Origin of the sequence: Flavobacterium ginsengiterrae, from assembly GCF_039539785.1 — a bacterium.
GTDB classification, from domain to species: domain Bacteria; phylum Bacteroidota; class Bacteroidia; order Flavobacteriales; family Flavobacteriaceae; genus Flavobacterium; species Flavobacterium ginsengiterrae.
Genome location: NZ_BAABDU010000006.1, coordinates 316,918 through 338,991, shown reverse-complemented (window position 1 = coordinate 338,991; position 22,074 = coordinate 316,918). Strand labels below are relative to the sequence as shown.

At 31.5% G+C, this 22,074-nt stretch carries 21 protein-coding genes and 1 other RNA gene; 14 read left to right on the top strand and 8 right to left on the bottom strand.

Annotated elements, in window-relative coordinates; translation table 11 throughout:
- Positions 1-4: 4 nt before the first annotated feature.
- On the bottom strand, positions 5-958 hold the full coding sequence (locus ABD859_RS17655) for a CPBP family intramembrane glutamic endopeptidase (RefSeq protein ID WP_345145910.1): 954 nt from the start codon (positions 956-958) through the stop codon (positions 5-7).
- A gap of 110 nt (positions 959-1,068) precedes the next feature.
- On the opposite strand from ABD859_RS17655, the gene arsC reads away from it, so the two are divergent.
- The 3 genes from arsC (at position 1,069) to fumC (ending at position 6,161) form a co-directional block, all read left to right on the top strand.
- Positions 1,069-1,413: an arsenate reductase (glutaredoxin) gene (gene arsC / locus ABD859_RS17650; RefSeq protein ID WP_345145909.1), complete on the top strand. Its 345-nt coding sequence runs from the start codon at positions 1,069-1,071 to the stop codon at positions 1,411-1,413.
- A gap of 93 nt (positions 1,414-1,506) precedes the next feature.
- On the top strand, positions 1,507-3,975 hold the full coding sequence (locus ABD859_RS17645) for a TonB-dependent receptor (RefSeq protein ID WP_345145908.1): 2,469 nt from the start codon (positions 1,507-1,509) through the stop codon (positions 3,973-3,975).
- An 800-nt stretch (positions 3,976-4,775) separates the two neighbouring features.
- The gene (gene fumC, locus ABD859_RS17640; RefSeq protein WP_345145907.1) at positions 4,776-6,161 is read left to right on the top strand and encodes a class II fumarate hydratase; all 1,386 of its coding nucleotides are present in this window, start codon (positions 4,776-4,778) and stop codon (positions 6,159-6,161) included.
- Between the two features lie 132 nt (positions 6,162-6,293).
- Here fumC and ABD859_RS17635 read toward each other — a convergent pair whose 3' ends face one another.
- Entirely contained in the window at positions 6,294-7,496 is a 1,203-nt protein-coding gene (locus ABD859_RS17635) for an NAD(P)-dependent oxidoreductase (protein ID WP_345145906.1), read from the bottom strand.
- A gap of 240 nt (positions 7,497-7,736) precedes the next feature.
- On the opposite strand from ABD859_RS17635, the gene ABD859_RS17630 reads away from it, so the two are divergent.
- Together ABD859_RS17630 and ssrA are read left to right on the top strand one after the other, a co-directional pair.
- Positions 7,737-8,939, top strand: coding sequence for a serine hydrolase domain-containing protein (locus ABD859_RS17630; RefSeq protein ID WP_345145905.1), 1,203 nt, complete (start codon positions 7,737-7,739; stop codon positions 8,937-8,939).
- 66 nt (positions 8,940-9,005) lie between these two features.
- Positions 9,006-9,403: a transfer-messenger RNA gene (gene ssrA, locus ABD859_RS17625) on the top strand.
- Positions 9,404-9,538: 135 nt separating this feature from the next.
- Here ssrA and ABD859_RS17620 read toward each other — a convergent pair.
- A complete protein-coding gene (locus tag ABD859_RS17620; protein ID WP_345145904.1) occupies positions 9,539-10,312 on the bottom strand; it encodes a hypothetical protein in 774 nt (257 codons plus the stop codon).
- Between the two features lie 225 nt (positions 10,313-10,537).
- Between ABD859_RS17620 and ABD859_RS17615 the strand changes: the two genes are divergently transcribed.
- Together ABD859_RS17615 and ABD859_RS17610 are read left to right on the top strand one after the other, a co-directional pair.
- Complete coding sequence (locus ABD859_RS17615; protein ID WP_345145903.1) at positions 10,538-11,449, top strand: hypothetical protein; 912 nt, start codon at positions 10,538-10,540, stop codon at positions 11,447-11,449.
- Positions 11,450-11,570: 121 nt separating this feature from the next.
- Complete coding sequence (locus tag ABD859_RS17610) at positions 11,571-12,164, top strand: hypothetical protein (protein ID WP_345145902.1); 594 nt, start codon at positions 11,571-11,573, stop codon at positions 12,162-12,164.
- A 36-nt stretch (positions 12,165-12,200) separates the two neighbouring features.
- Here the strand turns inward: ABD859_RS17610 and ABD859_RS17605 are convergent, their stop codons facing one another.
- Positions 12,201-13,280, bottom strand: a complete 1,080-nt coding sequence (locus ABD859_RS17605) for a helix-turn-helix domain-containing protein (protein WP_345145901.1) — start codon at positions 13,278-13,280, stop codon at positions 12,201-12,203.
- 239 nt (positions 13,281-13,519) lie between these two features.
- On the opposite strand from ABD859_RS17605, the gene ABD859_RS17600 reads away from it, so the two are divergent.
- Genes ABD859_RS17600 through ABD859_RS17580 form a run of 5 tightly spaced genes read left to right on the top strand, consistent with a single transcriptional unit; the run spans position 13,520 to position 16,292 of the window.
- Positions 13,520-13,846: a YegP family protein gene (locus ABD859_RS17600; protein ID WP_345145900.1), complete on the top strand. Its 327-nt coding sequence runs from the start codon at positions 13,520-13,522 to the stop codon at positions 13,844-13,846.
- 24 nt (positions 13,847-13,870) lie between these two features.
- A complete protein-coding gene (locus ABD859_RS17595; RefSeq protein ID WP_345145899.1) occupies positions 13,871-14,092 on the top strand; it encodes a DUF2188 domain-containing protein in 222 nt (73 codons plus the stop codon).
- An 8-nt stretch (positions 14,093-14,100) separates the two neighbouring features.
- Positions 14,101-14,604, top strand: coding sequence for a Pycsar system effector family protein (locus ABD859_RS17590; protein ID WP_345145898.1), 504 nt, complete (start codon positions 14,101-14,103; stop codon positions 14,602-14,604).
- A 13-nt stretch (positions 14,605-14,617) separates the two neighbouring features.
- Positions 14,618-15,643 (top strand): hypothetical protein, encoded by a 1,026-nt coding sequence (locus ABD859_RS17585; RefSeq protein ID WP_345145897.1) that lies wholly within the window; start codon positions 14,618-14,620, stop codon positions 15,641-15,643.
- Positions 15,612-16,292, top strand: a complete 681-nt coding sequence (locus ABD859_RS17580; protein WP_345145896.1) for a hypothetical protein — start codon at positions 15,612-15,614, stop codon at positions 16,290-16,292. Before ABD859_RS17585 ends, ABD859_RS17580 begins: the two co-directional genes overlap by 32 nt.
- A gap of 53 nt (positions 16,293-16,345) precedes the next feature.
- Here ABD859_RS17580 and ABD859_RS17575 read toward each other — a convergent pair whose 3' ends face one another.
- The gene (locus ABD859_RS17575) at positions 16,346-16,576 is read right to left on the bottom strand and encodes a hypothetical protein (RefSeq protein WP_345145895.1); all 231 of its coding nucleotides are present in this window, start codon (positions 16,574-16,576) and stop codon (positions 16,346-16,348) included.
- Between the two features lie 377 nt (positions 16,577-16,953).
- Here ABD859_RS17575 and ABD859_RS17570 point away from each other — a divergent pair, with 377 nt between their 5' ends.
- Entirely contained in the window at positions 16,954-17,211 is a 258-nt protein-coding gene (locus ABD859_RS17570) for a HigA family addiction module antitoxin (RefSeq protein ID WP_345145894.1), read from the top strand.
- A gap of 7 nt (positions 17,212-17,218) precedes the next feature.
- On the top strand, positions 17,219-18,037 hold the full coding sequence (locus tag ABD859_RS17565) for a hypothetical protein (RefSeq protein WP_345145893.1): 819 nt from the start codon (positions 17,219-17,221) through the stop codon (positions 18,035-18,037).
- Here ABD859_RS17565 and ABD859_RS17560 read toward each other — a convergent pair.
- From ABD859_RS17560 to ABD859_RS17550, 3 genes are all read right to left on the bottom strand, one after another.
- Complete coding sequence (locus ABD859_RS17560) at positions 18,032-18,661, bottom strand: hypothetical protein (RefSeq protein WP_345145892.1); 630 nt, start codon at positions 18,659-18,661, stop codon at positions 18,032-18,034. The genes ABD859_RS17565 and ABD859_RS17560 overlap by 6 nt on opposite strands.
- A gap of 117 nt (positions 18,662-18,778) precedes the next feature.
- Complete coding sequence (locus tag ABD859_RS17555; protein ID WP_345145891.1) at positions 18,779-20,542, bottom strand: peptidase associated/transthyretin-like domain-containing protein; 1,764 nt, start codon at positions 20,540-20,542, stop codon at positions 18,779-18,781.
- A gap of 237 nt (positions 20,543-20,779) precedes the next feature.
- Entirely contained in the window at positions 20,780-22,072 is a 1,293-nt protein-coding gene (locus tag ABD859_RS17550) for an HlyD family secretion protein (RefSeq protein ID WP_345145890.1), read from the bottom strand.
- Between the last annotated feature and the right edge of the window lie 2 nt (positions 22,073-22,074).

Sequence of the window (22,074 nt, the reverse complement as noted above, 5' to 3'; positions counted from 1 at the left end):
TATTTTAATTTAAGTTTAAAAATTCTGCTGTTTCATTGCTTTTTTCATCAATTGTTCCGGTTAGCTTTTCTTTCCAGTTTGTCCATTTGTATTTTTTGGTAAACACAAACAACAAAATTGGATATACAATTACGACCGGTAAAATAACATCGACGCCAGCAGAAGGCTCCGACATATCTTTAAAAATAGAATGGGTTTGAAAAACGGACCAATCTGAAGTTACCAGTAAAGCACCAACCAGATTATTAGCGGCATGAAAGCCTAAAGCCAGTTCCATTCCTTCATCCATTAATGTAATCACTCCCAGAAATAATCCGGTTCCTATGTAATACACCATAATTACATATCCCATTTTTTCTACTTCAGGATTCATAATATGCATAGAACCAAATATTACAGATGTCATTAGTAAAGGAAACCATTTGTTGCGGGCCAGATTAGCAAATCCCTGCATTAAATAGCCTCGAAAAACATATTCTTCGGTGCTGGTTTGAATAGGAATTAAAAGCGTACCTATTACAACCAAAATCAAAAACGGAATAAGTTTAAAATTCCACACAAATTTTTCCGGAGATTGAAAATAGAGTATAGAAAAACTTATAATCGAGAAAACTGACCATATTATAAACGAAAAAGAAATTCTTTTCCAATCTGTTTTAGGACGCGATGTTGTTACCGAAAGCAGACTTTGATTATGCAGATATTTGACCACAAAATAAATTCCGGCAAAAGCAAAAACAAACGAAATCATAACCAAAAACAAAGTCAGATTAGGTTCGAATATTTTTAATGCGGCATCGCTGTCTGTTGGAAAACCTTGTTTATCCTGGAAATTTTTAAGAAGAACTGCTGCCGAAAAAGGAATTTGACCAATAAATGAAGCTGTTATAATAAAAACTGATCCTATAAGATATTTCCAAAATTTATTTTCGGGTTTAATTCCTTGTTCTAAAAACATATAATTAGTTTTAAAATGAGATTTTAATTTAAACAGTAAGTCCTATTTTTGCTGTTACAAAAATGTTTGCTTTTAATAATTTTACCTTAGCAGACTTTAAATATAAGAAAATGATACAAATTTACCATAATCCACGCTGCGGAAAATCAAGAAATTGTCTGGCATTTGTTGAAGAAACAAAACAAGACTATGAAATAATTCCTTATTTAACAGAAACGCCGTCTTTTAATGATTTAAGAGAACTTCTTAAAAAATTAAATCTAAAACCGGCAGAATTAATTCGAACTAAAGAAAAAATCTGGATTGAGAATTATAAAGGAAAAGATTTAAGCGATGATCAAATCATTCAGGCCATGACTGATAATCCTATTTTAATTGAAAGACCTATTGTTGTAAAAGACGGAAAAGCCATTATTGGACGGGACTTAGACAAAGTCGCATCTTTTTTAGACTGATTCTAAAATAGACTGTTAACATTTTTTTGTGATCTTTCTCTTTAAACCAAAAGGTACATTTGCCGTCTAAAAAGAAAAAGAAACCAGAAAAAAATGAAACAAATCAATTTTGCTGTAATGCTTGTGCTGTTTTTTACAGGCTTTTACAACTATGCCCAACAAGGACCACCCGGTAAAAACAAGGTTAAGGTTACCGGAAAAGTTTTCGAAAAAGTTACAAAACAGCCACTGGAATATGCAACTATTTCGATAATGGCTCCAAATGATACAAAAGTTATTGCAGGCGGTATAACCAACCCAAAAGGAGAATTTGAAGTTGCAGTTGCACCGGGAACTTACGACATAAAAGTAGAATTCATTTCATTTAAATCTACTGAAATCAAACAAAAAAGCATTCAGGACGACACCAATTTAGGCGTTGTTAATTTATCTGAAGATGCCGCACAGCTAAATGAAGTTGTAGTTCGTGCCGAAAAATCGACAGTAGAAATAAAACTGGATAAAAAAGTTTACAATGTAGGCCAGGATATGCTTGTAAAAGGCGGAACAGTAAGCGACGTTTTAGACAATGTACCATCGGTTTCTGTCGATTCTGAAGGAAACGTAAGTTTAAGAGGAAGTGATAACATTCGTATTTTAATTGACGGAAGACCTTCACAAGCTATAAATGTTGCCGAAGCACTGCGCCAGCTACCGGCAGATGCTATCGAAAAAGTAGAAGTTATTACCAATCCGTCTGCAAGATATGATGCAGAAGGAGGATCAGGAATCATTAATATTGTTCTTAAAAAAGGGAAAAACCAAGGTTTTAACGGAACTTTTATCGCTTCAACAGGACTTCCTGAAACGTATGGTGTAAGTGCCAACGTAAATTACAAAACAGAAAAATTAAACTACTTTACTACTGCCGGTTACAACTACAGAACTAACGAAGGCGGTGGTTTAACAAATACTTCTTATTATAATGCCGACGGATCTCCAAAAGGCTATTTAGATGAAGATCGTGATACTAAAAGAATCAGAGATGGTTTCAACGCCAGAGCTGGAGTAGAATGGTCGCTTACACCTACTACATTCTGGACTAATGCTATTAATTACCAGAAAAATACCGGAGATGACAGAGATCTGATTAACTATAATAATTTTGATGCTGCCCGTGCTTTTACAGGATCAACTTATCGTTTAAATAATACTGATACTGGAAGTGAAAACATAGAATTTACTTCAAATTTAATTAAAAACTTCAACGATAAAGGTCACAAACTTACTGCCGATTTATCGGTTTCAAGAAATACTGATGACAGTGATGGTATTATTACTGCATCGCCAAACTTTAATACAACTTTAAACGATCAGGTGCAAAAGCAGGTATTATTACAAGCTGATTATGTTTTACCATTAGGAAAAGGAAGTCAGTTTGAAGCTGGTTATAAAGGAAGTTTTGGAGATTTAAATAATGAATATTACGTAACCGATGAAAACTACGTTAAAGATCCAAACAAATCAAATACTTTAGAATACAAGGAAAATATCAATGCGCTTTATGCTCAATATGGTTTAAAAGTAAACAAATTCTCTTATTTATTTGGTTTACGCTGGGAAGACACCAATATTCAGGTAAACTTATTAGACAACAGTATTTTTAATACCAAGAAATACAATAACCTGTTCCCTAGTGCTTTTATTAGTTATGAAATTTCAGATCAAAGCAACTTAACTGCCAGCTACAGTAAACGTTTAACAAGACCAAGAGGACGTTTTATGAATCCGGCGCTTAACTATTCAAGCAACATTAATATTTTTCAGGGGAATCCTGATTTAGATCCTTCTTTAACTGACAAATATGATGTAGGATATATTAAACGATGGGAAAAAGTAACCTTTACCACATCGGCATATTTTGAAAACACAAAAGATGTTTTCAGCTTTGTGAGAACTCCAAATGGTGATAATGTAGACGGAATTCCGGTTATTTTGAGCCGTCCTATTAACTTAGGAAAAGAGCAAAAATATGGTTTCGAATTTACATTTAATTACACGCCGTTTAAATGGTGGAAACTAAACAGTAACTTCAATCTTTACAATGTAAAAACAACCGGAGAGAACACTTATACCGATACAAACGGAAATGTAGTAGTTCAAAATCTTGACAATCAAGCTAACACTTGGTTCGCAAGAGCGAGTTCAAAAATTACGCTGCCATACAAAATCGACTGGCAGTTAAACGGAACTTATAATGGTGAACAAAAAACAGCACAAGGAAAAAACCTTGATCAGTTTTCAATGAATACCGCTTTAAGCAAAGATATTTTAAAAGATAAAGCGACTATTGCTTTCAATATCAGTGATATTTTCAATTCAAGAATCATGAGATCATATACATATCTTCAAAATGATGCTACTCTCGAAAGTCAAAAATCATACAGCGAAATGCAGTTCCGTAAACGTCAGTTTAATTTATCATTCACTTATCGTTTTAACAAACCAAAAAGTGAAAGAGACAGAAATGCTCAGCCTAAAAATGAAGGTGGCGGTGAAGGCGGTGGTGATTTTCCCGGATAAACATTTTTAAATTACAATAGAGAAATTCCAAATTTCAATATTCAAAATCCAAATTCCAATTTTTACAATTGGGATTTGGATTTTTTTATGATCTAAAAATAGACCTTATTCATGAAGAAACCGGACAGGTCTTAAAAAAACCTTTCTGGTTAAATAAGTTCAGTCAAATTAAAATTCAAAACCTATTTTTTGATTTTCCAGTTTTGGAATTTGGAATTTGGAATTTCTTTTTTTTTTAGCATAAAAAAAAGGACTCGTAAAACGGGTCCTTTTTTTATGACATCAATCTAAAATTAAATAGATTGTTCTTCTTGTCTTTTTTTAGCTCTTTTCTCTTTGATCATTTCCCAGCTAGCGCCCGTAACCCAGTAAGATACGAAACCAACTAAGAAAAACATTAACCAAAACCCTATAGTTAGTATGGTTAAGAAAAGTAAAAAGCCTAAGTACTGTGAAAATTCAAACATGTTTTCCGGAATTTTTGAATGTTACGACAAATGTAGGGTATATATTTTTTTCTCGCCAATAAAATCCAAATCAATTTTCGTTAAATAACATTTATGTGTATATTTATACTCATTTTAAATAAGGATTTTTTCAAGCACAAAATCCGCATAAATAAAGAGGTCTAAAAGAAACAGAATATTTTTCAGGAGCATAAACCTGCTGTCCGCTGTATCTTTTTGTTTTTAAAGAAAAAACAAAAAGGATGCCGCTTCCATCAGGGCTAAGACACTCTCTGTTCAATTTTAAATTTAGACATTTCATATTTTACGAATAACATTTTTACATACAACATAATGAAATACAGAATAGAAAAAGACACCATGGGCGAAGTTCAGGTCCCAGCCGATAAATATTGGGGTGCACAAACAGAACGTTCCAGAAATAATTTTAAAATTGGAAATTCAGGATCAATGCCGCACGAAATCATAGTAGGATTTGCTTACTTAAAAAAAGCAGCCGCTTATGCAAATTATGATTTAGGGGTTCTGCCAATCGAAAAAAGAGACGCTATTGCTGCTGTCTGCGATGAAATTCTGGAAGGAAAATTAGACGATCAGTTTCCGCTTGTAATCTGGCAGACAGGTTCAGGAACACAAAGTAACATGAACGTCAATGAAGTAATTGCAAACAGAGCGCAGGTTTTAAAAGGTTTTGAAATTGGCGAAGGCGAGCAATTCATCAAAGCAAACGATGATGTAAATAAGTCTCAATCATCAAACGATACTTTCCCTACCGGAATGCACATTGCAGCTTATAAAATGGTTGTAGAAACTACAATTCCGGGAGTTGAAAAACTGCACGCAACTTTAGTAAAAAAAGCAGCCGAATTTAAAGATGTTGTAAAAATTGGACGTACGCATTTAATGGATGCGACACCTTTAACTCTTGGACAGGAAATTTCAGGATATGCAGCTCAATTGGCATTTGGAATAAAAGCTTTAAAAAACACATTAGCCCATTTATCTGAAATCGCTTTGGGCGGAACAGCAGTAGGAACCGGATTGAATACGCCAAAAGGCTACGATGTAAAAGTAGCTGAATATATTGCAAAATTCACGAATCATCCGTTTGTAACTGCCGAAAATAAATTTGAAGCTCTTGCCGCGCACGATGCTATTGTAGAAACTCACGGTGCATTAAAACAGCTGGCTGTTTCTTTAAACAAAATTGCAAACGATGTCAGAATGCTGGCTTCGGGACCTCGTTCGGGAATTGGCGAAATTCATATTCCAGAAAATGAACCGGGATCTTCAATCATGCCTGGAAAAGTTAATCCAACACAATGTGAAGCTTTAACAATGGTTTGCGCTCAGGTTATTGGTAATGATATGGCAATTGCCGTTGGCGGTATGCAGGGACATTATGAACTGAATGTTTTTAAACCAGTTATGGCAGCTAACTTTTTACAATCGGCACGTTTACTTGGCGATGCCTGTGTTTCTTTTGATGAACATTGTGCACAAGGAATCGAGCCAAATCATAAACGTATTAAAGAATTAGTAGATAATTCACTAATGCTGGTTACCGCTCTAAATACTAAAATTGGTTATTATAAAGCTGCAGAAATTGCTCAAACTGCACACAAAAACGGAACAACTCTTAAAGAAGAAGCCGTACGTTTAGGATACGTAACCCCGGAAGATTTTGATGCATGGGTGAAACCTGAGGAGATGGTATAAGTCTTTTTTGTTTCATGTTTCATGTTTCATGTTTCATGTTAAAAACACAAACGGACAAGACTAGACTATTAATTAAAAAAGGAGAAAATTAAAATTTTCTCCTTTTTTATAGCATGAAACTTGAAACAAAAATCATTTCCCATCTACATAATCCTGCAGATAACTAAATCTTTCTGTTAGTTTTCCGTTTTCTGTAATTTTTGCACGTTTTAAAATTCCATCTTTATCTCCGTTAAAGAAAGCAGGAATTACGTGTTCCATAAACTGCTCTCCAAAACCTTCGCTGGCATCTCTTGGAATTTCGCAAGGCAGGTTATCAACCGCCATAACAGCAACTGCTGCGGGGTGAAAAAAATCAACTTCTTTATCTTCAAACGGAAAATAGCCGTATAAAGGCTCTTCAATAGTAGATGAACGAATTGTACAGGCAATTGGGCCATTTACATCGCAGGAAATATCGGCAACAACTTTTAATTTACAATCGCTTGCATTTAGCATTTCTCTAGTCAGAATCATGGGTGCATTATTGGCATGGAAATGCCCCGCAAAATAAATATCAGATACTTTTGTAAATCTTTCAAAATCTGAAACATATTCCTGAGGATGATTTACAAAATCTTTAAAATCCAAAACCTGTCCGTCGATGCGTTTATTGTATTCTAAAACATCGAGCTGCACATATACAGCTTGTGTATATTTCTTTGTAAGGTAATTATCGACCGTGATTTCTTTTACTTTTATTGCATCCAGAATTTCTTTGGCACCGCTTCCCACCTTTCCTGTTCCGGTAACAACAAATTTAAGGGCAGGCATTGTAATGCGCTTTAATTGTGCAATCAAAGCATCTTTTCCAGAAAGCGTTTCTGCTTTTGGCAGTTTAAACAATTCAAATTTAAGTCCAAAAGCTCGAATTCCGTTATATACACCTACCATTCCGGCGTATTTGCCAAAACCAATTAATCTGCGGTCATGCGCATCTACAATAGTTTCGTGATCATACAAATCGATATTTTTTTCTAAAACTGCCTGAAGTAATTTTTTGTTATGGGGCTGTTTTTTTATGGTATGCGAAAAAAAGAAATATGATTTATTTGGAATTAAATTTTCAACAGGAACTTCTTTTACGCCAAATAAAACATCGCAGTCCGAAACATCATTGGTAACGGTAATACCCATATTTTTATAATCTTCATCAGAAAATATTCGAATATCGGAACTTTCAACTTCAACAGATGCTTCATGATATTGCTGTTTAAGTTTTGCTAACTCATTTGGAGAAAAAACAACTCTTCTGTCCGGCGGATTCTTTCTTTCTTTTATAATTCCAAACTTCATTTAAATAAATTTAAATATTAAATAATATAACTTTTTGAATCGTATTTGTTTCAAATATAACAAATATAGTTAAAATTTTCTTTCAAAATTTCTATTTAGAATGTTTCAAAACGGTTAAAACCTGAAAAACAAACATCTAAGAAAAAGCCATGTTAAAACAATGTTAAAAAGAAGCATTTTAAGCCCCTTAAATTGAGAAAACAACAAAATTGAATTCGATATATTTGTTTTTAAAGAACGATGCAAATGATTTTCCTTAAAAAAACAAAGATACCACAAATACTTTTTTCTATACTAGTTTTAAGTTCTTGTGGTCAAAACAAAAAAACAACAACAGATACAACTCCCGAAGTCGAAGATACATTACCCAGAATGAAACCATTAGCCTCAGAACCAAAAGTTTCTCAGGCTTATAAAAATTCAGTAGTAGGCAGAATAAATCACTTTTATAATAAAAACTGGCCTAACAATACCATGAACGGAAGTTTTTTGGTAGCCAAAAATGGAGAAATTTTATTTGAAAGATATAATGGTTTTGCCAATAAAAATGAAGGCACAAAAATTACTCCCGAAACGCCTGTACAAATCGCTTCGGTTAGTAAGGTATTAACGGCTACTGCGATTTTAAAACTGGTAAATGCCGGAAAAATAGATTTAGACCAAAAGGTAAATACGATTTTAAAAACCTTTCCGTATGAAGAATGCACCATTCGTATGCTTTTAACGCATCGTACGGGAATGCGTAATTATGCTTATTTTACAGATCATGATAAATCAGTTTGGGACAGACACAATCAGTTAACCAATAAAGATATTCTGGATATTCTGGCTACAAAAGATGTTGGTTTAGAATCAAGAGTTGGAACGCGTTTTAGCTATTGCAATACTAATTATGCCATGCTGGCGCTGATTATTGAAAAAATTACAGGTTTGAGTTATAAAGAAGCTATGTATGAAATGATTTTTAAGCCTCTTGGAATGACGCATACCTATGTTTTTGATGATGATAAAGACAGAAAAAAAATTGTTCCTTCGTATAAAGGAAACGGTGTTGAAATAGGTTTTGATTATCTGGACAATGTTTACGGAGATAAAAATATTTTTTCGACTGCTCGTGATCTTTTAAAATTTGACCGAGCCAGACAATCTCCGGATTTCTTAAAACCTGAATTATTAAAACAAGTTTACAAGGGCTACAGCAATGAGCGCAAGGGAACAAAAAATTATGGTTTAGGAATTAGAATGATTAACTGGGAAACGGGACAGAATTATTATTTCCATAATGGCTGGTGGCACGGAAACACCTCATCTTACATTACTTTGATGAATGAAGGCGTAACTATTATTGCCCTTTCTAATAAGATGACAAGAAACACTTATGCAGTGCGTAAACTGGCGCCAATTTTTGGAGATTATCCATTTAATTTTAAAGACGAAGAATAATAAAATTTTTCTGAAAATTTTAGCAGAAAGTAATTTCAAATATTCTAAATTTGCAGACTTATTTTTGGGGTCGACTGGTTTTGACAGCGAGTCGAATTGAACAGTAAGCACGTCGAGCATTGAGACCTTGCTCGTAAATATAAGATCTCAAACTTTTACACGGCGAAAATAATTACGCTTTAGCTGCATAATCCGAATCATAGTACGATTGCGCCACGTCTCTACAAGGTAGGGAAGCTGGATTCTCCTGGAAAGCCTTGGTTTGTGGCGTTCCGTTCAGGGGAACCGTAAAAATAAACCTAGATATCCATGAGCTTCGGGTGGGTTTCGAAAATTAAGAAGATAAGTGTTGGGTGGCTGTTTCTGGCCTAGCTTAACATCGAAAATCTAATCAGGAAATAAGCGTGTAGAAAGCTCTTTAGTTGCTTGTTTGGACCCGGGTTCGATTCCCGGCGACTCCACAAAAAAGCCTGTAAACTCTTTGTTTACAGGCTTTTTGTTTTTTTTGGTTGACAATTTCGTTGATGTTTTTTTCTGTTAATATTTTTTTAGATTATAACAACAATCATTAAAATCAATCTGGTCATTATTTTAAAAGATTATGAATGTATTATATCATCCCCCTCAAAATCTTCTCCATCCTTACCTTTGTGATAGGTCACATTAAGTTCATTACTTTCTTTGTAATAACTCTTTGAATAGATTTGCACAGCTTTTCTCAATTCAAGATTATCTTGAATAATGTTATAAAAATCATAATCGTATTTACGTAAATTCAAATTTTGATGATAAATTTTTAATTTTAAAATTTTCTCACAAGTTGACTTAATTCTAGAGATCCTATGAACTACTTTAGTATCAACATATTCATTATATTCCAAAACTTCATCGCATGCATTTAATAGATTAGTTACTGATAAGATAAAATATTTTTCATTTGTATAGATTCCTTTAGTATAAATATCATCTACACTTCTTAATTGATCTACTAACAAAACAGAAAGTAAATTCGAACATTTAAACAGAGAAATTTCCTCTATTTTATCTAAAACATTTTTTCCTAATAAGTTTTTTATCAGTAAGTTTATTTGTGACTCTATATTATAAATTTTATAACTGAGTAGACCATGTAATTTAATTCTTTTTCTCTCTTTAGGCATATGTTGTACTAAAAAATAGAAGATCGATGCGGTAGTAAAAGAGTAGCTAAGCTTTAGTATAAATTGCCCAAACTTAAAGAAAAATTCATTAAAGGCACTAAACCAACTTAATCCAAATTCTACAATTATTATCAGAGAGAAACTTACTATAAAAACAACTCTGATTTCGTAAGCCACAGTAACCCACCTATTTTTCCAATAATATTTACTCATAACTTTTAATCTATTTTTAGTGTAAATATATACATATTAGTTATTTAAATTAAACTTGTAGGATATACGATTTTATGATATGAAATATAAAACAAGTATAATTGCGCATTGTAGATTCTTTACATTTTTTTTTTATTTGTGTATGATGAAAATTATAACAAAGAGATACATTCTCTCATTAATTCTAAATTAAAAAAAGACAAACTTTAATTAAAAAGCCAGAGCATGGAATCAATTTTTAAACCTGAAATTATTAATTACATGAAAAGTGTAAGTATTGAAGACACATTTAGTAATGAAAACAAGTTACGTCATCCAGGAGGAATTTATAACAGTGCTTCTTTATATGTCACAAAAAGCCTCAATAAGTTTATTGATCTATTAGAAACTGAAGATATTGAAGCTATTGGAGAACAATTTAGAGTTTTACTTTATGACTTTTTTAAATTTTATGATTCAAGTTATGAAATATTAGCTTGCTTCTGCCATGGTCGCAATCCACTAAAAAAGAAAGAATTTATAGATAAATGGATAACTAAAAATGGTTACTCATGTTCAAATGACTTAAAAAACCTTCTTCAAAATGATATATCAAATTTGAAATATCTATACAATAAATTTAAGCATACAAGTAATTTTGCTGGCTACATAACAATTGATACAGGCGAATTTAAAGTTTTTGGCTACTATCTAATAGCATACGACGGAACAGGAGCTCAATTAAATGCTGACAATGATATTTATCCTATCTCTTTCTACAGGGAAGCAAAAAACTTTTTTTATTTAATTCATGAAATTTCTAAATCTCTATTAGATACTTTAAAAATACACATTGCAACACATAACAACAAAATAGATTTTAAGGCAATTGAAACACCGAGCACAATTGCATGGGAAGAATTGTACAATAAAGTAAGAGCTTTACCAAAAAGATATTTTAAGAATGAAATCGGAAAAGTAATATTTGAACCAAAAATTCAAAATGACAGAATCGTATTTGATCAGGAGATTCTTACTGACGATAATTGGAGTAAAGAATATCCAGATAGTCCGATGAATATTAATTTCCGTACTGAGGGCGATGGATACACAAAAGAATTCAAAGTTCCTCATATGGGAATGCGACCTACCCAATAATCTAAATACTTTTTTAATTACTAACTCAATTCATAATCAAGCCTTTTAACAATGAAAGAAATAATTAAAGAGCAAGTAAATAGTATTCTCTTTAATTATTAAAAAATCTACATTAATTCTGATGGAAACATTTATATCAATCTGTGCTATAATAATTTCAATTGTTGCAATTATTATATCGTCTCGAGATAATAGAAAGCAGATCATGATAGGAAAAATAGAAGAAATCTACGAACTCACGATAGCACTTTATAGCAGATATTCTACACTCCATGAGCTTTATTTATATCTCTCAAGATATTCAAGCGAACGAATACCTAATTATCGAGAAAAATATAGAAAGGAGTACTTTGATTATAGAAATGAATGTGAAAAGGTAAATATGTACCTAGATACTTATTCAAAAATTTTTAGACTTAATGTATTAGCCAATGCCTATTTAAAAAAAGATTTAAAGATTGAAATCTTAGCATTTACACATTTAATCGAAGATCTTACTACGCAAGCTTATCGCAATAAAAGAGAATATTACATTGATTCATATAAAACTGGATTTCCTCAACAGGTTAATGTATCAAAATTAGTAGATGATCTTGAATCAAAATATATTGATGAAATTAACATGGTTAAAGATAAAATAACACAGATAGAATTAAAAAAATATGTAGGTGGAAAATTTAGGGAAAAACTTGGACTACGTAAAATAACTTTATAAATTTATTTTAATTTTTCCATTTGAAAATCTTGAAAACTATATAAACATAGATTGATACTTATTTTTCAAATCACTTTCAGACATATTCATTAATAAAGATGCTTTAGAAACAGATATCTGATTCTCAATTAAGGCCCTAAAAAGTAGTTGTTCAAATCTATGGCTTTCTTCCATACCTTTATAATCAAAAGGCTCATCAATACGCCAATTCATTTGTTTAAATAAAAAAAAGAATTGCTTAGTGTAGTGTTCATTTATTATTTTACAATCTTTAGCTCTCATCACAATTGCTTGCATAGAAATACCATATTGCATTTTTATATTACCTAATTCATTCATAGATAATTTATTTCGAAAATCACCCAGCTCCTCTTTTATTGTAGTTTCTGGCAAAAGCATTGCTCCCGCAAACTGAAAACAAAATTTTTCTTTTTGAGCGTGTGAAATTTCTTCAAATTTTAAAATTAAATGAGCAAGTTCATGTAAAAGAGTCAGCCTTATACGATCTGGTTTATTAGTTTTTTTAATATTATATGCTACAACAGGAATTTTTATGCCCTCGTTATATGCAACACAGGTTTGCAAACCTTCAAAATCATCCGCAACATCTAGTTTAACAACTTTTATCTTCTTATCTTCTAGTAATTCAACTACATTAAAAATCGCTCCTGTTCCCAAACTCCAAACATTTCTAACAATATTTGCAGCCTCATTTACTTGCTCGTAAGATTTTATAATATCAAAACCTTCAAGCGGATTTATAAATGTAGTATCAAAACCTAAGATCTCTTCCAATTCTAAATAACGAGAAAGATATTCCTTCGTTGTTTCATTTATTATAGCTTCATCTTTTTGCGATATTTTAGCATTAAGACGATATTCTATCTCTCCTAATTCAATCACTGTATTCCTTGAAAAAAAATCAGCATTAACGCTTAGAGCTTTACTTAGCATGTTTATTTTATCCTCGTCAGGAACAACTTCTCCTTTCTCATAGCGGTGTAATGCTTGGCGGGAAAGCTGACCATCAAGAGCATCTGCAACATCTTGCAATGAAAAACCATTCATCATCCGAGCAGATTTGAATCTTTCTGCAAACAAAGATTTCGATTTCATTTCTGTAATTTTTCACAAAAGTACTTTTTAAAATAGACAAAATCTAAATTTTTATGACATTTTAACAATTAAATATGTAACTGTGACACAATTTCACATTCGCAAAGCGTCTGATATTCTGACATTTTGACACAATAAAGCATTTCATCGATAGTTTACAACACTTGGTAGACAAACATACTAAATGGCATCCATTTTGTAACTGTCACATTCATATTAACAACTTAAAAAAATTATAAATGGGAAAGTACCAAATCAGAAGAACTTCGAGTGGTCAATTTAGATGGACTCTTAAAGCAACAAACGGAGAGAATTTAATAACTAGTGAGGAATACACTACCAAGCAAAATTGTTTGAACGGTATAAGTAGTAGTAAAATTAATGTTGCTGATCAAAATTTTCAGAGAAAAACATCAATATCAGGACAACCATATTTTAACCAAATTGCTGGTAACGGAGCGATATTAGGCACTAGCGAAATGTATTCTAATGTTTATAATAGAGACGCAGGAATTGAAAGCACAAAGAGAAATGCACCAACAGCTATAATAGAAGATTTATCATAATTATTAACAACCAAAAATTAACCAATGGGAAAAAATCAACATGTTGTTCCAAAAGAAGACAAATGGGCAATAAAAGGAGAAGGAAACGAAAAATACACCAAAATTACCAACACACAGAAAGAAGCTATTGACATAGCTCGTGAAATAGCAAAAAACCAACAATCAGAACTTGTTGTACATAGAAAAAATGGTACAATCCGAGATAAAGACAGTTACGGAAACGATCCAAGAGATATTAAAGGATAGTAAAGAGTATGGACATCAAAGATAAAATAGAAGTTTTAAAGCATAGTATCGACAGATACGATCATTATTTTGATAGCGTAAATAATAAAGGAAATTTATTCTTAACGCTTAATACTTTTTTATTAGGAGGAATGATTACAGGCTATTATAGTATTAAACAGGATATTCAAAATCGATTTGATATAATGTTTTTTGTTTGGATAGCCCTAATTTGCTGTTTAACAAGTATATTTTTTACACTATGGTCAATCATACCATACTTAAATAAACAAGCTGACAGCGTTAATGGTTCACAATTAAGTTTTGGAAACATTGCTAACATATCATTTACCAGTTTTAAGCAAATCTTTGACAGTACTACTGAAACAAAACTTTATGAAGATTATGTGCAACAAGCACATTTACTAGCAATAGGGTTACAAATGAAATTTAGCAGATTAAGAAGTGCTACCTACTTTCTCGGCGGCTGTTTCATTTGTGTTATAATTGTCGGCATTAAACTATTAACATAATAATAAATTAGAAATGAATCAAAAACTTTATAAAAATTACGCTGACGATATTGCTAACTACCTAAAGCAAGACAAAAAGAATAATCTTGGAGGCAATATTAGAATGCAAGCAGTAAACGAAAGTTTCTCTTCTAAACCTCAATTAAGATGGTTAGACAGAAGCAAAAGCGAAGTCGATTTTAAAAGCTTAAACGCTTTAAACAATGTCGCTCCTTACGAAACCAAATATCATGAAAAATTAGGTGCTCATCCAAGTTTTAATAATTTAAAAGGAACAAGAGACACTGAAAATCATTATATAGTTTCAATGTTTATAGATGTAAGGAATTCAACTGGTCTATTTAAAAAATATTCTCCAGACGTAGTCGCAAATATTTGCCGAACGATACAATTAGCTGCAATTCATACATGCTGGTATTTTGATGGGTACATTCATAGATTACAAGGAGATGGATTGATGGTATATTTTGGCGGGAAAAATACTTCAAAGCAATCTGCAGTTGATAATGCTCTACTTGCAGCTTCATTTGTTAATTATTTCGTGAAAAATGATTTAAAAAACCTATTCGATGAACAAGGAGTAAGCAGAATATATACTCGAATAGGAATTGATTTTGGAGACGATGATGCCACCTTATGGCATGATGCAGGTATAGGAGACTGCAGCGAAGTAACTACTACAAGCTTACATACTAGCTTATCTTGTAAAATGCAAGCTCAAGCGGAAAGCAATGGCATAGTTGTAGGAGACCATATATTGCATCGAAAAACATCCCATGCCGATTACTTTAAATATAAACCTTACAAAACAAATGGTGAGGAAAAGCAATATATTTATGAAATACCAGACGAAGGTTTTAGATACAAACAACATGATTTTAATTGGGAAAGGTATTTAAAAAATCATCCGTTGATAGATCAAGATAGTGAAGGAAATCTAATTTTAAGAGAAAATTCACAAAGAAGCACAGCAAATATTCAAGAAAATATCGGTTTTTTACAGCAAAATGTTAACAATTACAAACCTTACTTCGAATAGAAAATTTAAGATACGGAATTTTGAAGAAGATAAAATTGCCACTTTAAATTCACATCCGGGCTTACGCTATGATGGCAAAGCAAGAGGGTTCTACATATTTAGTGGCAATTTTTTTCTTAAGAATTCCAGTGATAAACTAATTGAGTCTTTTGAAATCAAAATACTTGTAGCCGAAAAATATCCGAACACTTTTCCTATCGTAATTTCTACTGATAATAAAATTGAAAGACATGAAGATTATCATATTAGTAAAGATGGTGTTATTTGTCTCGACCATAGTTATATTATTAATAAACTTTCGTGTGGAGAGGTAAGGCTATACGACGTTCTAGAGTATTATTTACCAAAATACTTTTCATGGATATTATTAAAACAAACTGGAATTACTCAGAATTTAGAAGAATGGGATCATGCTGATAAGGGAACATTGCAGGTTTACAAAACACTACTTGATATCAACAATATTGATATTATAAAAGAATTTTTAGAAACTTATCTTTCTTTTCGAAAACCACGCAGAAATCATTTTTGCTACTGTGGCTCAATGAAGAAGTTAAAACGTTGTCATTTAAATGCTGCAAACTTCCTCAGAGCAACACCGAAAAAAACAATTGAAAGAGACTTAACAATAATTAAAACCTATGATTAAAATCTTTAAAATGAGCCAAAAGATTTTCTAATTTTTCATTGTTAATTAGCCGTTTATTCAACTTTAAAATCATATGTCATCTTTTGTAATTCTTTATTTAAAAAATTATCGAATAGATCATTATACCTATAATCAGTTAAATATTCATCTTCTAATTCTTCTTCAAATTCGGTAGTAAATTTTTCCAAAGTATTGGCAAAAAAAATAGATTGATACTGCGTCTTATAACGCTCATAATCTTCAGCTACACTAAGATATATGTGAGTTAAAGATTCTTTATTCAATAAATCATCTCGTTCCTCTAAATTACATTGGCTTAAAAAATCAATACTATCAGATATAAATTCAGTTGCAGTTGTTCATAATCCCTTATTAGTTTTCCATTGGGGAAATGAAATATCCATAAAATAAATTCTTTGAATAGCTCCGTATCTGAATATTCCTCCATTAGAGTTTCATATTTGTCCATAGTAAAGAATTGATTTAATTAAGGCTATACAATTATACTTTTATATTTATTCATAAATTCATTAATAAACAAATACACTAACTTATTAATTATTAAATAAATGTTTTACAGTTATGAGAGAAAAATAATCGTAATTTTGGAAATATAAATCTAATAAAATCTTTTAGATTTGTCTTAAAAAACTTAATAGATATGACTGATAAAAATCAAAAAATGAAATTAGTTCATCCTGGAAAAATTCTTCATATGGAATTAATTGAAGGTCGCAATTTATCTATTAGACAAATTGCAGAATCTATAAAAATAGCTCCTAAGGCTGTTGAAGACTTATTTAAAGGTCTTATTCCTATTTCTTCGGAAATTGCAATTAACATTGCTTCAAATTATGGAGATAGTTCAGACCATTTTATGAGATTACAAAAAAACTATGATTTAACTAATACCCCGTAAACATAAAATGATTTTTCTTACAGAGGTAAAATGCATTGGGACATTCATAAAAAAAAATCTAAGTGTACTAATAATAATTCCAGCATTTATTGGCGGTGCATGGCAGGCGTTCGAATTAATGAATATATCAGTTCCATATATTAGATTTTTTTCAATTTCGCAAATTGTTCCCGATGGTTTGGTTATTCTTATGTCTATTCTTGCATCAGTAGTCCCAATGATTATAAGTATGATTTTAGGTTATAATGTAGGAAAGAATAATCGATCAATTTACAATGAAGATGAGCACTCAGAAAATAAAAAAGAAATTTTTCAGGAATTTATTAAATTGAATAAAATCATATTCCTTTTGACCATATTATTAGGTCTAAGCTGGGTTATTTCATTAAAATACTTTGATAACATTAATGGTGATTTAGGTAAATTTTATCTATATATAATATTTGCAGTAGTAATCTTAAGTTCTTCTTTCAGTTCGATGGATTTATTGTATGATAGCAATAAGGTTGAAACAGTAAAAGATTTGCCCACTATTAAGTTCTTATTCGCAAGTATATCATTACTTATTACCCTTAATATCTTTCGAGAAGTTCATAACAACTTTTTAATTACTAAAAATTTTGTAAACGTCGAAAAGTTAGACAGGCGAATAAGTGAAAAATTTCCAAAATCAAAGTGTGAATTTCTATACTTTAATGATAAGTATTTGTTTTATAAAATAACCTCCACTAAAAATATCAATAGAACAGTAAAAGAAAATGAAGAGAAAATTTATATTTTAGAACTGAGTGAGATATTTAAAGAAGAAGAAAAGAAAAAACTATAAATTAACTCCTAAAAGTTCTCTAAATTCTGTTCTTATGGCAATCATAATAGGTTGAATGTTGTCGTTAAGTCTTTGGTAAGATGAGACCGCATTCTTTTTAACTTCTCTATTTGGAAATACTAATTTATTAACAGGATGATTTGGCTTATAATCGATAGAAATTTGAAAAGATTCTTCTAAAAACTCTGCAAGCATTGATTCAAGTTTATCACTAAAAAAAATTAAATTATCATCTATGTATTTTACAAACTCTTCGTTTGAAGCTATAAAATTCATATGTAATCTTTCTTCGTTTTTTTCAAATGTAGTATTGTTTGGGATAAGCTTAATTTCTGCAACGAAAAGACCTAAATCGTTTCTAGTCTTATTTAGTAATGCGTAAGTCTCTTTTAATACCTTAAAACGCTCCTCGTGTAATTTGGTGAATTTAAAATTTTCCTTTGTCTTTAGTGAATCCAATTCACTTTGAAATTTTGAAATTTCTAAGACATGTTCTTTTTTGGTGCTTTCTAGCTTTTTGTCAAATGAGCTTTGAATTCTTCCCTCAGTTATTTTTGTAATGATTAAAGTAATTACAGTTGGAACAATTGAATAGCTGAGAATATTAGTTAACACGTTTTCCATATTGCTGATTTTAAATCAAATATACTTAATAAAAAGAATTAAATTAAAACCAAAATAAAAGAACACAGGAAACCAAAGCTACTAAGAAACAGACAACTTTTTCCGCTTTTTTTATGATTAAAACAAAGTCAATCCAAAACTCCACCCTATCCAGCCAATAATATCTTTACTGCTATCATTAATAATGTTATAGCGTTTGGTGCGATCCTGAACAAATGTTGAAGTATTTATATTACCGTATTTATCTTTTTTCTCAGACCAATAGAGATTAAAAGAAGGTCCAGCGGATATAGCCACACCTTTGCATAACTGGAAAGAAAAGGAAGAATCAAACTTCGATAAGGAATTGTAAACATCCCAATTCCCTAAATAGAGATATTGCGTGCTAAACTCTGGATTATACGTAAAACGTTTCCCCAGCGAAATATTTTTTCCTGCTCCAATTCCGAAAGAAAATAGTTTTTCTTCATTACTTCGTTCGCTTCTTCCGGCCATTAAAATAGTATAGAGTTTATTATCTCCTGTTTTTACAGCCAGATTTATATCTGAAATTTCATTACTTGTAATGCTAATTTTTTTATAACCGCCTTTCTTAAAATTTAATAAACCAAGACTATATCCGGAAGGCGAATCGGTAATATTTACTAATCCAAACTGAACGCCGTCTAATTCTTTGGCATAATTAAAAAGTCCCGCAATTTGAGCGCCTTGCACTGTATCTTTACCAATATTATAAATACCCGAAAACTGTAATCCGTTTTGAGAACCGTTTACAGTATTATGAATCCCCGCTACCTGAAGTCCTTTTGAATCTTTATAAACATTGTTATAAATACCGCTCATTTGCAGTCCAATCTGCGAGCCTTTTACACTATTATGAATACCGCTTATCTGCAATCCGTTAAGATTGCCAAAAACATTATTGTAGATTCCGGCCAGCTGAACGCCGTTTACAGATCCTCCAACGGTATTAAATATTCCCGCCATTTGAAGCGCTTCGACATTCATACGGTTAATATTATAAAGTCCTGCCATTTCTAACCCGCGAACGCCGGCATTGTAACCTCCTAAAACATTTAAAGAAAAATTATTGACAATCTGTGTATTCATCATACCGCGTGTGCTGATACTCGGAATTAAAGAAGCCTGAACTGGAACTTTAGAAATAAATCCTCCCAGATTGAGCGATTGTATTTTTTGTTTGGAAGAAATAAAGAAACGTCCAATTCCTGATCTTTCAATTGCTGAGAAATCGCCATCAATATAATCCGATGACGACTTTTTGTTTCCCATTTGAATTTTAATTTCAGAAAGAAACATCATAGTCACCGTTTTGTAGTTTTCCTTAACGGCTGTAAGTTCTATAGTTTGAGAGGCATTTTTTAACCGAAGTTCAAATGCTCCGTCTTTATTGGTTAGTGTAGATTGCAAAACATTCTTTTCGAGTACACTCACATTTTCGATACGATTGTTTGTCTGTAGATCTATAATATAACCGCTCACTATTTGCTGTCCATCGCTGGAACTGTTATTTTTTTCCACTACAAGAGAAAGTTCTAAAGGTGCATAACGAACAATAATAAATCCCGGCGATTCTTTGTATTCGTACTGACTGCCCAGAAGCTGGTCTAAAACGCCGCGTATAGTTGTTTTATCAGCATGAATACTAACTATACTGTCTTTTACAGCCAATTTGCCATAGTACGCAAATCGAAAATTTCCTTTTTCTTCCATTAAGTCTAAAATAGTGCCTAATGGTTTCTTATCTGCCTGGAGAGATATTTCGTTATCTAATGAAGACTGAGCATTTACTTTAAAAAAAATACCCGAAATAAACAGCAATAAAACAGGTGTAAAAATAAACTTGATGTTACTGGGCATATAAGAAGAAATTACTCTGACAGAATTTGATTGTTTGTATGTTCGGTTTTATCATAAATGTTTCCTGAATTACTTCTAAAATATGATCGAATAATTGATTTTAAATATTCAATCAAAGATAAATACTTTTTATATTTAATGTGTTTTTTCTTCTTACTGCGATATCAACAATCAACAAAAAAGCCTGTAAACATTAAGTTTACAGGCCTTTTATAAAATATAAAATAAGCAGAAAAACTAAACCTGCTCGAAAATGCTTTTGAATTGATATAGAATTCGTTCAATCAGTCTTAGATCTTCTGTTAGAATTTCGGCGTTTCCTTTCATTTCCTGCTGAAATGGTATTTGTTTTTTATATGAAGTCTCCAAACCATTTGGCAGTGAAACATCTAATAATATTTTGCCTTCTGTATCCGGAACAAGAGAAATATTAAGAATCCTGCCTCTTAAAACGCCAAATTCTCTATCGGGAAAATTAGCCAGTCTTATATTTACATCTTGTCCTTCTTTTATTTTTCCTGAATTTAAGGCCGTTGCCTTTACTTTTCCTATAAAACCATTTTCTTTATTTGGGATTACCGAAAAAACATTATCGCCTATATTAATGGTTTGATTTTCTGTCCAAACCTGTAAAAACGTTACAACCCCGCTTACTGATGCTTTCAGTGTATAAACAAGCTCCCAGTCTTTTATTACTTTTTTGAGCTGATAAAAAGACTGTGCCATATTTCGGTTTAAATTCACATCTTCTTTAGTGCTGTTTATACGCACATTATGTCCCATTTTGGTATTATCGATCAAAGCCGATTTTAATTGGGAAATCGACGACAATAAGTTTTTATAATTTTTCTGAGCCTGCAAATAGCTCAGTTTTTTGGTTTCCATTTCCTGAGCCGAAATAATATCTTTATTAAAAAGAATTTCAAATCGGGCAATTTCATTTTTTTGCAGCTGTAATTCACTTTCATTAATTACTTTTTGCTGAAGAAGTATTTCTAACCTTTCTTTAATTTGCGTTTTTTCAGAAATCTGTGCTTTATTTTCTACATCAAAAGGGTGTAAGTTTTCATTTAATTTTTCAACTTCATAATCTTTTTGAAAAAGAGCAAAAGCACTTTCTATTTCTCCTAATTGCGTATTTTTCATTAAAGCAAAAGGAAATTCTTTTTTTGTATCGTTAATATTATACTCGTCTACGATTTTTTTTAGTAAAAAAACATCTTTGTAATTCGCCGCATTTTCTATAACGGCAAGTGTAGTATTTTTTTCTACAATGGCTTTATCTTTTATTAAAATAGCTTCTATACGCCCAGATGATTTAGATACTAATTTTTCTGGCGGAATATTGGTTGTAATCATAATATCGGTACGTACAACATCTGGATATCGTATAATGTAGGATACAAAAAACAGTATAACGATTATGATAAATATTAAAATCGTGCCCCATCGAATCATCCAGCTGGGTGTTTTTGAAAGCACATCCTGGATTTCTTCACTCCTTAATTCTAGTGTAATATGTTCTTCCATAA

Bases quoted from the DNA above. Each gene is read 5' to 3' on its own strand.
- ABD859_RS17610 (WP_345145902.1), top strand. From the start codon at position 11,571: ATGGAAACATTTATATCAATCTGTGCTATAATAATTTCAATTGTTGCA.
- ABD859_RS17550 (WP_345145890.1), bottom strand. From the start codon at position 22,072: ATGGAAGAACATATTACACTAGAATTAAGGAGTGAAGAAATCCAGGAT.
- ABD859_RS17630 (WP_345145905.1), top strand. From the start codon at position 7,737: ATGCAAATGATTTTCCTTAAAAAAACAAAGATACCACAAATACTTTTT.
- ABD859_RS17565 (WP_345145893.1), top strand. From the start codon at position 17,219: ATGATTTTTCTTACAGAGGTAAAATGCATTGGGACATTCATAAAAAAA.
- ABD859_RS17580 (WP_345145896.1), top strand. From the start codon at position 15,612: ATGTTAACAATTACAAACCTTACTTCGAATAGAAAATTTAAGATACGG.
- ABD859_RS17600 (WP_345145900.1), top strand. From the start codon at position 13,520: ATGGGAAAGTACCAAATCAGAAGAACTTCGAGTGGTCAATTTAGATGG.
- ABD859_RS17595 (WP_345145899.1), top strand. From the start codon at position 13,871: ATGGGAAAAAATCAACATGTTGTTCCAAAAGAAGACAAATGGGCAATA.
- ABD859_RS17645 (WP_345145908.1), top strand. From the start codon at position 1,507: ATGAAACAAATCAATTTTGCTGTAATGCTTGTGCTGTTTTTTACAGGC.
- ABD859_RS17560 (WP_345145892.1), bottom strand. From the start codon at position 18,661: ATGGAAAACGTGTTAACTAATATTCTCAGCTATTCAATTGTTCCAACT.
- ABD859_RS17620 (WP_345145904.1), bottom strand. From the start codon at position 10,312: ATGAGTAAATATTATTGGAAAAATAGGTGGGTTACTGTGGCTTACGAA.
- ABD859_RS17655 (WP_345145910.1), bottom strand. From the start codon at position 958: ATGTTTTTAGAACAAGGAATTAAACCCGAAAATAAATTTTGGAAATAT.
- ABD859_RS17590 (WP_345145898.1), top strand. From the start codon at position 14,101: ATGGACATCAAAGATAAAATAGAAGTTTTAAAGCATAGTATCGACAGA.
- ABD859_RS17615 (WP_345145903.1), top strand. From the start codon at position 10,538: ATGGAATCAATTTTTAAACCTGAAATTATTAATTACATGAAAAGTGTA.
- fumC (WP_345145907.1), top strand. From the start codon at position 4,776: ATGAAATACAGAATAGAAAAAGACACCATGGGCGAAGTTCAGGTCCCA.
- ABD859_RS17605 (WP_345145901.1), bottom strand. From the start codon at position 13,280: ATGAAATCGAAATCTTTGTTTGCAGAAAGATTCAAATCTGCTCGGATG.
- ABD859_RS17570 (WP_345145894.1), top strand. From the start codon at position 16,954: ATGACTGATAAAAATCAAAAAATGAAATTAGTTCATCCTGGAAAAATT.
- ABD859_RS17585 (WP_345145897.1), top strand. From the start codon at position 14,618: ATGAATCAAAAACTTTATAAAAATTACGCTGACGATATTGCTAACTAC.
- ABD859_RS17635 (WP_345145906.1), bottom strand. From the start codon at position 7,496: ATGAAGTTTGGAATTATAAAAGAAAGAAAGAATCCGCCGGACAGAAGA.
- ABD859_RS17555 (WP_345145891.1), bottom strand. From the start codon at position 20,542: ATGCCCAGTAACATCAAGTTTATTTTTACACCTGTTTTATTGCTGTTT.
- arsC (WP_345145909.1), top strand. From the start codon at position 1,069: ATGATACAAATTTACCATAATCCACGCTGCGGAAAATCAAGAAATTGT.